13 protein-coding genes are annotated in these 13,710 nt (G+C 55.0%); 1 reads left to right on the top strand and 12 read right to left on the bottom strand.

The window, feature by feature from the left end; genetic code table 11:
* The 3 genes from holA to leuS are packed head-to-tail and all read right to left on the bottom strand — an operon-like array spanning position 1 to position 4,222.
* Positions 1–1,032: a DNA polymerase III subunit delta gene (gene holA, locus OGV67_RS21450; RefSeq protein ID WP_012133346.1), complete on the bottom strand. Its 1,032-nt coding sequence runs from the start codon at positions 1,030–1,032 to the stop codon at positions 1–3.
* Positions 1,032–1,625 carry an LPS assembly lipoprotein LptE gene (gene lptE, locus OGV67_RS21445; protein WP_024130546.1) on the bottom strand — a complete coding sequence of 198 codons (594 nt, stop codon included), beginning with the start codon at positions 1,623–1,625 and terminating at the stop codon, positions 1,032–1,034. The genes holA and lptE overlap by 1 nt, the downstream gene beginning before the upstream one ends.
* Before the next feature lie 14 nt (positions 1,626–1,639).
* Positions 1,640–4,222, bottom strand: a complete 2,583-nt coding sequence (gene leuS / locus OGV67_RS21440) for a leucine--tRNA ligase (protein ID WP_024130545.1) — start codon at positions 4,220–4,222, stop codon at positions 1,640–1,642.
* Between the two features lie 235 nt (positions 4,223–4,457).
* Here leuS and OGV67_RS21435 point away from each other — a divergent pair, with 235 nt between their 5' ends.
* A complete protein-coding gene (locus OGV67_RS21435; protein ID WP_012133343.1) occupies positions 4,458–4,940 on the top strand; it encodes a zinc ribbon-containing protein in 483 nt (160 codons plus the stop codon).
* Between the two features lie 93 nt (positions 4,941–5,033).
* On the opposite strand, the gene rihA is transcribed toward OGV67_RS21435, so the two are convergent.
* The 9 genes from rihA to OGV67_RS21390 form a co-directional block, all read right to left on the bottom strand.
* A complete protein-coding gene (gene rihA, locus OGV67_RS21430; RefSeq protein WP_115614968.1) occupies positions 5,034–5,972 on the bottom strand; it encodes a pyrimidine-specific ribonucleoside hydrolase RihA in 939 nt (312 codons plus the stop codon).
* Between the two features lie 116 nt (positions 5,973–6,088).
* Positions 6,089–6,814: a glutamate/aspartate ABC transporter ATP-binding protein GltL gene (gene gltL, locus OGV67_RS21425; protein ID WP_012133341.1), complete on the bottom strand. Its 726-nt coding sequence runs from the start codon at positions 6,812–6,814 to the stop codon at positions 6,089–6,091.
* The gene (gene gltK, locus OGV67_RS21420) at positions 6,814–7,488 is read right to left on the bottom strand and encodes a glutamate/aspartate ABC transporter permease GltK (RefSeq protein ID WP_012133340.1); all 675 of its coding nucleotides are present in this window, start codon (positions 7,486–7,488) and stop codon (positions 6,814–6,816) included. The genes gltL and gltK overlap by 1 nt, the downstream gene beginning before the upstream one ends.
* Entirely contained in the window at positions 7,488–8,228 is a 741-nt protein-coding gene (gene gltJ, locus OGV67_RS21415) for a glutamate/aspartate ABC transporter permease GltJ (protein WP_012133339.1), read from the bottom strand. Before gltJ ends, gltK begins: the two co-directional genes overlap by 1 nt.
* Before the next feature lie 162 nt (positions 8,229–8,390).
* Positions 8,391–9,299: an amino acid ABC transporter substrate-binding protein gene (locus OGV67_RS21410; RefSeq protein ID WP_047458175.1), complete on the bottom strand. Its 909-nt coding sequence runs from the start codon at positions 9,297–9,299 to the stop codon at positions 8,391–8,393.
* A 360-nt stretch (positions 9,300–9,659) separates the two neighbouring features.
* Positions 9,660–11,198, bottom strand: coding sequence for an apolipoprotein N-acyltransferase (gene lnt, locus OGV67_RS21405; protein WP_012133337.1), 1,539 nt, complete (start codon positions 11,196–11,198; stop codon positions 9,660–9,662).
* Positions 11,199–11,222: 24 nt separating this feature from the next.
* The gene (gene corC / locus OGV67_RS21400) at positions 11,223–12,101 is read right to left on the bottom strand and encodes a CNNM family magnesium/cobalt transport protein CorC (protein WP_024130542.1); all 879 of its coding nucleotides are present in this window, start codon (positions 12,099–12,101) and stop codon (positions 11,223–11,225) included.
* Between the two features lie 84 nt (positions 12,102–12,185).
* Positions 12,186–12,653: an rRNA maturation RNase YbeY gene (gene ybeY, locus OGV67_RS21395; RefSeq protein WP_012133335.1), complete on the bottom strand. Its 468-nt coding sequence runs from the start codon at positions 12,651–12,653 to the stop codon at positions 12,186–12,188.
* The gene (locus OGV67_RS21390) at positions 12,650–13,696 is read right to left on the bottom strand and encodes a PhoH family protein (RefSeq protein WP_012133334.1); all 1,047 of its coding nucleotides are present in this window, start codon (positions 13,694–13,696) and stop codon (positions 12,650–12,652) included. Before OGV67_RS21390 ends, ybeY begins: the two co-directional genes overlap by 4 nt.
* Positions 13,697–13,710 lie beyond the last annotated feature (14 nt).

The raw sequence follows: 13,710 nt of genomic DNA, 5'->3' as shown, positions 1-13,710 counted from the left end.
TCAACCATCAATAAAAACATCTGCCAGCGCTTTGTGGCAGAGAAGGAGAGAAAGCCCCTCCAGCTCAGCCCACACTGACTGTCCATAATCTTGTTTTAGCGTAATTTCCGTCCGCGTCAACAGTTGCACTGCCTGGCGAAGCTGGGTCTGCTGGAGCCGATTCAACGCATCGCCAATCATGCCGCGACGGTTTTGCCATACCCGATGTTTATCAAACAGCGTGCGCAGAGGCGTATGGGCGGATTGCCGTTTAAGGTTAACCAGCATCAGTAATTCGCGTTGCAGGGTGCGCAGCAGGATCACGGGCTCACTGCCTTCAAGGCGCAGTTGCTGCAAAATGTGCAGGGCGCGTTTGCTTTTGCCCATCAATAACGCATCCACCCAATGGTATGGCGTAAAGTGCGCCGCGTCGTTGACGGCCTGCTCTACGCGTGGAAGCGTGAGCTTACCGTCAGGCCAGAGGAGTGAAAGCCGCTCCAGCGCCTGCGCCAGCGCCAGCAGGTTGCCTTCGTAGCAATAACACAGCAGCTGATTCGCGGCGTCATCCAGTTGCAAATTATTCTGCTTTGCTCTGGCGGCAACCCAGCGCGGTAGCTGCGCCTGCTCCGGCGTCTGACAGCTTACCTGCACGCCAGTGCCCGCCAGCGAGGTATACCAGGCGGCGTTTTCCTGGGCTTTAGTGAGCTTATTTCCGCGCACGATCAGCAGCAGGTCGTCATGCAGCAAACCGCTGAGCGTTGCGAGCTGTTCATTGATCGCCGCATTCGGGCCATTTTCCGGTAGCAACAACAGCAGCGTTTGACGGCTGGCAAACAGGCTCATTGCCTGACACTGTGAGAACAGAGTTCCCCAGTCGGTGCTGGTGTCGATCGTAAAGGCGTGGTGTTCTTCGAACCCTTGCGCAGCGGCCGTCAGACGAATAGCGTCCTGGCTTTCCTGCAACAAGAGAGGGTCGTTGCCCAGGAGCAAATACGCCGCGCGCAGCCCTTCATTGAGCTGTGCGCGGAGTTGTTCAGGGTACAACCGGATCATCAGTTACCCAGCGTGGTGGACACGCGTGCCGGGGAAGATGCTGGCGTCGCCGTGGTGTTTTCAGCGGCGTCCGCGTTTTCCTGGGATGACTGAGCATCAGCGACATGGATACTCGGCAGCTTGCGAATCAACTGTTCGGCCGCTTTGTCATACATCTCTTTGATGATCATATCCTGTTCATTATCCTTCGCCAGCGCGGTTTGCGGGTTATCAAAGAATGAACGGTACACTTTCGTGCTGATCGGATAAATATCATGACCCGGGATCAGAACGCTTGCACTGACGCTCATGACCATCTGGTATTCCGCCGTACGGCCATCCTGGAACACGGAGGCGGTATCTTTAGAGATACTGGTCCGGCCAAGGCGCAGTGACGGAACATCCTGGCGCGTTGTATCTTTTTCAAGCAATTCAATATTGTTAAGACGCAGTTGGTTACGTACCGCCCGGCTTAATGGTCCATTCGGATCGCTTGTATCAAGAATCATAGTTTTCATCGTGCTGGGCACCTGCGTAGTGCTACGCAGGTGCCAGCCGCACCCGGCGGTGACCAGCACCGCCAGGGATAACAACAATGTTGTCAGATGTCGCACGCTTCCTCCCGCGCTTAGCCAACGACCAAATTGAGGAGTTTACCCGGAACGTAAATCACTTTACGCACGGTAACGCCATCAAGATATTTTGCGACCAAATGTTCCTGGCCAGCACGTTCACGAACCTGTTCTTCAGTGGCGTTCACCGGTACGGTGATTTTGCCACGGACTTTACCGTTCACCTGAACCACAACCAACGTAGAGTCTTCTACCATTGCTTTGTCGTCAGCGACCGGCCACGGTGCGTTATCGATATCGCCTTCGCCTTTCAGCGCTTCCCACAGCGTGAAGCAGGCATGTGGGGTGAACGGGTTGAGCATACGCACGACAGCCAGCAGCGCTTCCTGCATCAGGGCGCGATCCTGCTCGCCTTCCTGCGGCGCTTTCGCCAGTTTGTTCATCAGCTCCATAATTGCGGCAATCGCGGTGTTGAAGGTCTGACGGCGGCCGATATCATCGGTCACTTTCGCGATGGTTTTGTGGACGTCGCGACGCAGCGCTTTCTGATCTTCGCTCAGCGCATCAACGTTCAGTGCCGCAACCTCGCCTTTCGCGGTGTGTTCATAGACCAGTTTCCAGACGCGTTTCAGGAAGCGGTTTGCCCCTTCCACGCCAGATTCCTGCCATTCCAGCGTCATATCGGCCGGGGAAGCAAACATCATGAACAGACGCACGGTGTCCGCGCCGTAACGCTCAACCATTACCTGCGGGTCGATGCCGTTGTTTTTGGACTTGGACATCTTGCTCATGCCGGTGTACACCAGCTCATGGCCCGCCGCATCTTTCGCCTTAACGATGCGGCCTTTCTCGTCGCGCTCAACGATGGCATCAACCGGGGAGACCCAGTTACGCTCGCCGTTTTCGCCTACATAGTAGAACGCGTCTGCCAGCACCATACCCTGGCACAGCAGCTGTTTCGCCGGTTCGTCAGAGTTCACCATGCCCGCGTCGCGCATCAGCTTGTGGAAGAAGCGGAAGTAGAGCAGGTGCATGATCGCGTGTTCAATACCGCCGATGTAGATATCGACCGGCAGCCAGTAGTTTGCTGCTTCCGGGTCCAGCATCCCTTCGTTGTACTGCGGGCAGGTGTAGCGCGCGTAGTACCAGGAGGACTCCATAAAGGTGTCAAAGGTGTCGGTTTCACGCAGCGCAGGCTGACCGTTAACGGTGGTTTTCGCCCACTCAGGATCGGCTTTGATCGGGCTGGTGATGCCGTCCATGACGACATCTTCCGGCAGGATGACCGGCAGTTGATCTTCCGGGGTCGGCAGAACGGTGCCGTCTTCCAGAGTCACCATCGGAATCGGCGCGCCCCAGTAACGCTGACGGGAAACGCCCCAGTCGCGCAGACGGTAGTTGACTTTACGCTCGCCGACGCCTTTTGCCGCCAGTTTATCGGCAATCGCGTTGAAGGCGTCTTCAAAGCCCAGACCGTTAAATTCGCCGGAGTTAAACAGTACGCCTTTCTCGGTCAGCGCCTGCTCGGACAGATCCGGTTCAGAGCCGTCAGCCGCCAGGATAACCGGCTTGATGGTCAGGCCATATTTGGTGGCAAATTCGTAGTCGCGCTGATCGTGGCCCGGAACGGCCATGACCGCACCAGTACCGTACTCCATCAGCACGAAGTTGGCGGCCCATACCGGGATCGCTTCGCCGGTCAGCGGGTGAATGGCTTTAAAACCGGTGTCGACGCCTTTTTTCTCCATCGTCGCCATATCGGCTTCCGCCACTTTGGTGTTGCGGCATTCGTCGATAAAGGCAGCCAGTTCCGGGTTGTTGGCAGCCGCTTTCTGCGCCAGCGGGTGACCTGCGGCAACCGCCAGGTAAGTGGCGCCCATGAACGTGTCTGGACGCGTGGTGTACACCGTCAGCGTATTGTCGTAGCCGTTCACGTCAAAAGTGATCTCGACGCCTTCAGAACGGCCGATCCAGTTGCGCTGCATGGTTTTAACGGTGTCTGGCCAGTGATCCAGTTTATCCAGATCGTTCAGCAGTTCGTCAGCGTAGGCGGTGATCTTAATGAACCACTGCGGGATCTCTTTACGCTCAACTTTGGTGTCGCAGCGCCAGCAGCAGCCGTCGATAACCTGCTCGTTCGCCAGTACGGTCTGGTCGTTCGGGCACCAGTTCACCGCAGAGGTCTTTTTGTACACCAGGCCTTTTTTATACAGCTCGGTGAAGAATTTCTGCTCCCAGCGGTAGTATTCCGGGGTGCAGGTCGCCAGCTCGCGGCTCCAGTCATAGCCGAAGCCCAGCATTTTGAGCTGGTTTTTCATGTAGGCGATGTTGTCATAGGTCCACGGCGCCGGCGCCGTGTTGTTTTTCACCGCCGCGCCTTCAGCAGGCAGACCGAATGCATCCCAGCCGATGGGCTGTAGAACGTTTTTACCCAGCATGCGCTGGTAGCGGGCAATCACATCACCGATGGTGTAGTTACGCACATGGCCCATGTGTAGTCGACCAGAAGGATAGGGAAGCATCGACAGGCAGTAATACTTCTCTTTGCTCTCGTCTTCGGTTACTTCAAAGGTGCGCTTCTCGTCCCAGTGTTGCTGGACTTTTGATTCTATCTCTTCCGGGCGGTATTGCTCTTGCATGGCAGCCAGTGGTCCTGTTTTCATTACGGCTACAAACGTAGCGTTAGATGTGGTGTTTCAGATCCGCATAGCATAGCCCAAACGCCCGCGCCAAAACAGCCTTTCGCGCATTCTGCATTGAATTCTCGCCATGCTAATCCTTGCATGAATTTACACACTCTGTGGGCGGTCTTGCAAAGCGCGGCGTAAATAACGTCTATTATTATAGACAGTTAACGACCCAGGAGGCGAAGCGATGAACAAGGTTGCTCAATATTACCGTGAACTGGTGACGTCATTAAGCGAACGCCTGCGTAATGGCGAACGCGATATTGACGCGCTGGTGGAACAGGCGCGTCAGAGCGTAATGAAAGCAGGGGAGTTAACGCGAATCGAGGTGGACGAACTGACGCGCGCCGTCAGACGTGACCTGGAAGAGTTCGCCATGAGCTACGAGGAGAGCCAGGAAGAGGAGAGCGACAGCGTCTTTATGCGGGTGATTAAAGAGAGCCTCTGGCAGGAGCTGGCGGACATCACCGACAAAACGCAACTGGAGTGGCGCGAAGTGTTCCAGGATCTCAATCACCACGGGGTCTACCACAGCGGCGAGGTGGTCGGCTTGGGCAACCTTGTGTGCGAGAAGTGTCATTACCATTTAGCGGTGTATACGCCGGATGTACTGCCGCTGTGCCCGAAATGTGGCCACGACCAGTTCCAGCGCAGACCGTTTGAGCCGTAATCGGCAGTGCCGGATGGCGACGCGAAGCGTCTTATCCGGCCTACAAATTGTACGCTGATGTAGGCCGGATAAGCGTTAGCGCCATCCGGCTGGTTATGATGCGTAGAACGCCAGCCTCTCCGCCAGCAAATCCACAAAGCCCTGCCGGTCGATATCGACCATCACCGTCGCATTCGGTTTATTGCCGGTCAGAAAATAGTAATCCACGACCGTCATTCCCTGGGTGTATTTCCCCTGAGTCTCCACGCCGACCCAACGTTCAACGGTGGTGAAAAGCTCGGGTTTTAGCAGCCAGGCGATGGTGCAAGGGTCATGCAACGGCGCGCCGGTAAAGCCCCACTTTTCGTCTTTGTGATATTCGAGGAAGAAATCCAGCAGCTCCGCCACGATCGTGGAAACAGGATTGCCTGTCGCCCGGAAACGCTCGGTATCTTCAGCGTGAATCTGCGCTTTGTGCGTTACGTCCAGCCCGGCCATCACCATGGGAATCCCTGACTGGAAAACAATCTCTGCCGCCTCGGGGTCAACGTAAATATTGAATTCTGCCGCTGGCGTCCAGTTACCTAATCCCATCGCGCCGCCCATGATCACTATACGGGCGATTTTACGGTGCAATTCTGGATAGCTGTTCAGCAGCAAGGCGACGTTGGTTTGCGGCCCGGTGGCGACGATGGTTACCGGTTCCGGGCTTTCGCGCAGGGTTTTCGCCATCAGCTCAACGGCGGTGCAGGTCTGCGGCGCAAATGACGGCTCCGGTAGCGCCGGGCCGTCCAGTCCGCTTTCGCCGTGTACGTTATCGGCGATGATCAGATCGCGCATCAGCGGTTTTATCGCGCCGCCCGCGACAGGAATATCGGTACGCCCCAGTAGCGTCAGCATACGCAATACGTTACGCAGCGTTTTGTCAGGCGTCTGGTTACCGGCGGAAGAGGTGATCGCTTTCACATCCAGTTCAGGCGATGCGAGGGCGAGAACAATTGCGATGGCGTCGTCATGACCTGGATCGCAATCAAAAAGGACTGGAAGTGCCATTGTTGCTCCTTGTAAGTGGTACTTTGTGACAAGGGTAACGCCGGGATGAGTGCGATTCGAGATATGAAGAGATAAAGCGTGATATGGCGCGCACTCTGTCGTGCGCGCCGGGAGGATTAATGCAGGATTTTCGCCAGGAAGTCTTTGGCGCGGTCCGATTTCGGGTTGGCGAAGAACTCCTCTTTCGGTGAGTCTTCGACAATTTTCCCCTCGTCCATAAAGATCACCCGATTGGCCACCTTACGGGCAAAGCCCATTTCGTGGGTGACGACCATCATGGTCATCCCTTCGTTTGCCAGCTCGACCATAACGTCCAGCACTTCGTTGATCATTTCAGGATCGAGTGCGGATGTCGGTTCATCAAACAGCATAGCGATAGGGTCCATGCACAGCGCGCGCGCGATTGCCACACGCTGTTGCTGCCCGCCGGAAAGCTGCGCCGGGAACTTATTGGCATGGGCCGAAAGTCCTACGCGCTCAAGCAACTTCTGCGCTTTTTCACGGGCGGGCGCTTTGCCGCGTTTGAGCACTTTCACCTGCGCCAGCGTCAGGTTTTCAATGATCGACAGATGCGGGAACAGTTCAAAGTGCTGGAACACCATTCCGACCCGCGAGCGGAGCTTCGCCAGATCCGTTTTTTTGTCATTCACTTTGGTGCCGTCAACGGTGATTTCACCCTGTTGCACCGGTTCCAGTCCGTTCACCGTTTTGATCAGGGTCGATTTACCGGAACCCGACGGGCCGCAGACTACCACCACTTCACCTTTTTTCACTTCCGTGGAGCAGTCGGTCAGCACCTGAAAGTGACCATACCATTTAGAAACATTTTTCAGGGTAATCATTAAACTGTCCTTTTCTTCAAATAGCTGACCAACAACGACGCGCTCAGGCTGATAACAAAGTAGACGGCACCGGCAAACAGGATCATTTCGACCTGCGTACCATCACGCTCGCCAATGGTGGTGGCGGTGCGGAAGAAATCCGCGAGGCTTAACACGTAAACCAGGGAGGTATCCTGGAACAGTACGATACCCTGGGTAAGCAGCAGCGGCACCATCGCACGGAACGCCTGCGGCAGGATGATGAGCTTCATCGACTGCCAGTGGGTCATCCCCAGCGCCAGCGCAGCGCTGGACTGCCCGCGTGAAATGCTCTGAATACCCGCACGGATAATCTCCGAGTAATACGCCGCCTCAAACATGGAAAACGCGACCATCGCTGAAATCAGGCGAATATCCGTTTTGGGCGAAATACCCAGTACGTCCTGCAACAGCCCCGGCACAATCAGGTAGAACCATAGCAGCACCATCACCAGCGGGATGGAGCGGAAAACGTTGACGTAAGCTTTCGCAAACCAGGCGACAGGGGCGAAACTTGAGAGACGCATTACCGCCAGAATAGTGCCCCAGAGAATCCCGATCACCACGGCGGTGACGGTAATTTTCAGGGTGATCACCAGCCCGGCCAGCAAATACGGCATGGAAGGAACGATCGAACTCCAGTCAAACTCGTACATTATTTGCCTCCCATATTGCCAGGCAGGCGGACTTTACGTTCCACCAGATTCATCACCAGCATAATGACGGCATTAATCAGCACGTAGGCCAGCGTAATCGCGGTGAACGACTCCCAGGCGTGGGCGGAGTAATCCAGCAGCTTGCCCGCCTGCGCCGCCATATCCACCAGACCAATGGTCGATGCGATGGCGGAGTTTTTCACCAGGTTCATCATTTCCGAGGTCATCGGCGGGACAATCACCCGATAGGCGTTCGGTAGCAGAACATAGCGATAAGCCTGAGGCAGCGTCAGCCCCATCGCCAGCGCAGCGTTTTTCTGCCCGCGAGGCAGCGACTGAATCGCGGCGCGTACCTGCTCGCAGACGCGCGCAGCGGTAAACAGCCCCAGACAGATCATTGATGAGAGGAAAAATTGAATGTTCGGGTCCAGTTCCGCCTTGAACCACATGCCGATATTTTCCGGCAACAGCTCAGGCACGACCAGATACCAGGTAAAGAACTGAACAATCAGCGGGACGTTACGAAACAGTTCCACGTAAAGCGTCCCCATTCCCGAGAGGAAGCGGTTAGGTACAGTACGTAAAATGCCGAATAACGAGCCGACGAGGAAAGCAATAATCCAGGCGGTGATGGATAACGCGACGGTGACCTGGAAGCCGCTCCAGAGCCAGCCGAGATACGTGGTGTTGCCGAACGGGGCTTGTTGTAAAAAAATCCCCCAGTTCCAGTCTATTGACATAAATCTACTCCAGAAAAAAAAGGGTAGCAGCGCTACCCTCGAAGATTGTTATCCAGCGTTTTGCGGTTTTCAGGCCTGATGGGGAACGACCATCAGGCTTATAGTCTGTCCGTGCTGAATGACAATCGAGAGGGCAAGGAGATCCCGCCCCATTTATTTTAGTTAGTTAAGTGCTTTGTCATTCGGTTCTTTGAACAGCGCCTTCATCTCGTCGGACAGTTCGAAATTCATGTTCAGGTTTTTCGGCGGGATTGGGTTTTTAAACCACTTATCAAACCATTTTTCCGCTTCGCCTGAGGTCTGCACCTGGGCAATCGTGTCATCTACCAGCGTTTTAAACTCAGGATCGTTTTTACGCAGCATACAGCCGTAGGCTTCCTGAGATTGCGGCTTACCGACGATCTCCCAGTTGTCTGGTTTTTTGGCTTTCGCGCGTTCACCCGCCAGCAGGGCATCATCCATCATAAAGGCGACGGCGCGACCGCTTTCCAGCGTACGGAAGGAGTCACCGTGGTCTTTCGCGCTGATAATGCGCATATTCATTTTTTGTTCTTCATTCAGCTTGTGCAGCAGAATTTCAGAGGTGGTACCGGAGGTGACCACGACTGCTTTCCCTTTCAGGTCCGGGAAGTCTTTAATATCGCCGTCTTTTTTCGCCAGCAGACGCGTACCGACGATGAAAATGGTGTCAGAGAACGCGGCCTGTTTCTGGCGTTCGACGTTGTTGGTGGTGGAGCCACATTCAAAGTCGAAGGTTCCGTTCTGCAACAGCGGAATACGGTTCTGGGAGGTAATTGGGATCAACTTCACCTGCAGGTCAGGTTTGTTAAGCTTTTTCTTCACGGCTTCAACGATGGCGTTGGAGTAGTCCTGTGAATAACCGACCACTTTTTGCTGGTTGTCGTAGTAAGAGAACGGCACGGAGGACTCGCGGTGGCCGACGACGATAATGCCATTCTTCGCGATTTTATCCAGCGTACTGCCCGCCGCCGGCGCGGCGTCTTCCGCGTGTGCCAGACCGGCAGACATTCCCATGACCAGCATTGCTGTGGCTAGCTTACGTAATTGCATATCCAACTCCTTTATCGTCTGCGCCATCGACGCATTGATACCCATTGTGAGTGTTTGTGTTGTTATCGTCTGCAACTTGAGCGTGCAGTGTTATGCGTGTTTGTTAACATTTAGTTTGGCTGAATGTAAAGATTTTGCTGCTTTATTGTTTATTTTTGCGAAGTGCGCCGCACCGTTTAGAGGCAAAAATCTTTCATTGCACTGTTTGGGTGCTACCGATGATCGATATTGGTGCGACCAGGTTGCACATATAGCCAAAACAAGGTTTACCTTGTTTAACAAAGCAATAGGCGTGCCAGAATGGAGGGATATAGCCAGGCCGGGTAAGACGCATCGCGTCTTACCCGGTAATAAGGGAGATTATTTACGACGCTGACGCAGGCTCATCACCACGGCGCCAAAGCCCATCAGCGCGGTGAGCAACCATAACGGCCAGTTGCCGGTACGGGCATAAGGCGTTAAACCACGGGTTGGCGTAACGTGGGTGGTCAACACGTCGCGGGTAAACTGCGGGATCATCGCCTGAATTTCACCCTGCGGGCCAATGACTGCCGTAATGCCGTTGTTGGTGCTGCGCAACAGCGGGCGCGCCAGCTCCAGAGAACGCATTCTCGCCATCTGGAAGTGCTGCCACGGGCCGATAGATTTTCCGAACCAGGCGTCGTTAGAGATGGTCAGCAGATAGTCAGTGTCCGGGCGGAAATTGTCCCGAACCTGTTCACCCAGAATGATTTCGTAGCAAATCGCCGCCGTCAGTTTAAAGCCATGCGCATGCAGCTGTGGCTGTATGTACGGCCCACGGCTGAATGAGGACATCGGCAGGTCAAAGAACGGCGCTAACGGGCGCAGAATCGACTCCAGCGGCACGAACTCGCCAAACGGCACCAGGTGGTTTTTGTTGTAGCGATTGCTGGAATCGTAGCTGTACGGGCTGTCTTTACCCAGCGTGATAATCGTGTTGTAGGTGTCGTAGCGGTTCTGCTTGTTCAGACGCGCATCGACGATGCCGGTAATCAACGTGCTGTTTTTGGATTTCAGCAGATCGTCCATCATGCCCAGAAAACGCTGCTGATTAATCTCCAGATCGGGAATGGCGGACTCTGGCCAGATAATCAGTTGCGATTTACCCATTTCCGGCTGGGTGGCGTCGAGATAGATTTTCAGCGTATTGATAAGCTGACTCTCATCCCACTTCAGCGATTGGGGAATGTCGCCCTGAACCAGCGAGACCTGCGTGGTTTTTTCCGGCTCCAGCGTATACCACTGGATGTAACGCAGCGGGAAGGGCAGGGCAAATAACACCAGCGCGACGACCAGAGGACGCCAGTTGCGGGTAACTGCCGCCAGCACCAGCAGGCCGCTGACCATCATCAGCAGGAAGTTGATGGCCTCAACGCCCATCACCGGCGCCAGCCCTTTTAGCGGGCCGTCAATCTGGCTATAGCCGAACTGTAGCCACGGGAAGCCGGTCAGTACCCAGCCACGCAGAAACTCGGTGATTTGCCAGACTACGGGGGCGGCGATCGCCACGCGCAGCCAGGTGGTTTTCGGCCACAGACGCGACAGAATACCGGCGAACAGGCCCGTGTAGAGGGAAAGGTATGCGGCAAGCAGCACCACAAGGAAGACGTTTATCGGGCCGGGCATACCGCCGAACTGCGCGATACTGACGTAGACCCAGTTGATGCCGGAGCCAAAGAGTCCCAGCCCCCAGAAGTAGCCGATAGCAGCCGACTGGAGCGGGCGGCGGTGTAAGGTTAACGCCTGTAGGCCCATAAGCGAGATAAGCGCGGCGGGCCAGACGTCATACGGAGAAAAAGCCAGCGTTCCGCAGGCGCCGAATAATAACGCCAGCAGCAGGCGAATGCGCTGGCGTTCAATCAGTGAGGCAAATGCCATTTAGTCTTTAGTCCACTTTTGGTTTTATTCGTCCAGTTTAGGCTGGGGCGAGTCATCCGGTATTCTGACATGAACCTGAATAATACGACGGCTGTCGGCCATAGCGACTTTGAACTGGTAACCATCAATGTCAATGGTCTCACCGCGCGCAGGCAAATGACCGAACGCCTGCATCACCAGACCGCCAATGGTATCGACCTCTTCATCGCTGAAGCTGGTGCCGAAGGCTTCGTTGAAGTCTTCAATCGGTGCGAGAGCGCGAATGGTCCAGGTGTGGCGACTGAGCTGACGGAAGTCGATATCATCTTCTTCATCATACTCGTCTTCAATTTCACCCACGATCAGTTCGAGAATGTCTTCAATGGTCACCAGACCCGACACCCCGCCAAACTCGTCGATAACGATCGCCATATGGTAACGCTGGGAACGGAACTCTTTGAGCATGCGGTCAACGCGCTTACTCTCCGGGACAACAACGGCCTGGCGTAACACTTTTTCCATGCTGAAGGCTTCGGCATCGCTGCGCATAAACGGCAGCAGATCCTTCGCCATCAGAATCCCTTCAATGTGATCTTTGTCTTCGCTGATGACCGGGAAACGCGAGTGTGCTGACTCAATGATGACATCAAGGCACTCATCCAGCGTCTGGTTGCGTTTCAGGGTAATCATCTGGGAGCGGGGGATCATGATGTCGCGAACGCGCTGGTCCGCAATGTCCATCACCCCTTCGAGCATATCGCGCGTATCTTCATCGATAAGGTCGTTCTGCCCGGAATCACGGATCAGCGCCAGCAGTTCGTCACGGTTTTTGGGTTCACCGTGGAAAAGTTGGCTCAGTAACAGGGAAAAAAATCCCTTTTTGCTGTTTAACGTGTCACTACTGTGTGAATTGTCGTCGCTCATGGCGTCGTATGGGTTCTCATGTTGGTTAATAGGTCGCTCGTCATGCATATACTTAACGGCTGACGGCATGTTTGTTCATCGTACTTAGTCTTTCTCGGAAATGTACGGGTCCTCATAGCCCAGAGCAAGCATAATCTCTGTTTCGAGGGCTTCCATCTCTTCCGCTTCGTCGTCTTCGATATGGTCGTAGCCCAGCAAATGCAGGCTGCCGTGCACGACCATATGCGCCCAGTGGGCCTCCAGCGGCTTATCTTGTTCTTTCGCTTCTTGCTCCACCACCTGGCGGCAGATGATCAGATCACCCAGCAGCGGCATCTCCATACCTGGCGGCGCTTCAAACGGGAAAGAGAGCACGTTGGTTGGCTTATCTTTCCCGCGGTAGGTCAGGTTAAGATCGTGGCTTTCGGCTTCATCCACCAGGCGAATCGTCACTTCTGATTCTTCCTGAAACTGTGGGATCACCGCATTCAGCCACGTCTGAAACTGGCTCTCTTCCGGCAGGCCGGAATGGTCTTCACATGCCAGTTGTAAATCGAGGATCACCTGACTCATTTTTGTTCCTGCTCCTGCGCTTCACGCTTGCGTTCTGCCGCCAGCGCTGCCTTGCGTTTTTGCTCCGCTTCTTCCCAGGCTTCATAGGCGTTAACGATACGGGCAACCACCGGATGGCGCACCACGTCTTCGCTGTGGAAAAAGTTAAAGCTGATCTCTTCGACTTCCGCCAGCACTTCTATCGCATGGCGCAGGCCAGACTTCGTGTTGCGCGGCAGGTCAATCTGCGTGACGTCGCCGGTAATAACCGCTTTCGAATTAAAGCCGATACGCGTCAGGAACATCTTCATCTGTTCGATGGTGGTGTTCTGGCTCTCATCGAGAATAATAAAGGCGTCGTTCAGCGTACGACCGCGCATATAGGCCAGCGGCGCGACTTCAATGACGTTGCGCTCAATCAGCTTTTCTACTTTCTCGAAGCCGAGCATCTCAAACAGCGCGTCGTACAGCGGGCGAAGATACGGGTCGACCTTCTGGCTCAGGTCGCCTGGCAGAAAGCCCAGTTTTTCCCCGGCTTCCACTGCCGGACGGGTCAGCAGAATACGACGAATTTCCTGACGCTCAAGAGCGTCCACGGCGGCGGCAACGGCGAGGTAGGTTTTCCCCGTACCGGCAGGGCCAACGCCGAAAGTAATGTCGTGATCGAGAATGTTGGCGATGTACTGCGCCTGATTCGGCGTGCGCGGCTTAATCACGCCACGCTTGGTTTTAATATTTATCGCCTTGCCATAGTCAGGAACGCTCTCCGCGCTTTGTTCCAGCACGCGCGCTTCTTTAATCGCAAGGTGGATTTGTTCCGGCTCGATGTCCTGAATCTGACCGCGCATCGGGGCGGTATCGACGTACAGGCTGCGCAGGATATCTACCGCGGCGGTGACGCAAATCGGGCGACCGGTCAGCTTAAAGTGATTGTCACGACGGTTGATCTCGATGCCGAGACGGCGTTCCAGTTGTTTGATGTTGTCGTCAAACGGGCCGCAAAGGCTCAACAGACGGGCGTTGTCTGCGGGCTCAAGGGTAATTTCGCGAGTGTCTATGTTCAAACTGTTCCTCTTAT

The sequence above is a fragment of the Citrobacter sp. CK188 genome (assembly GCF_030333525.1).
Classification (GTDB): domain Bacteria; phylum Pseudomonadota; class Gammaproteobacteria; order Enterobacterales; family Enterobacteriaceae; genus Citrobacter_B; species Citrobacter_B koseri.
The sequence above is the reverse complement of the archived record's forward strand: the minus strand, read 5'-3'. Positions and strand labels throughout refer to the sequence as shown.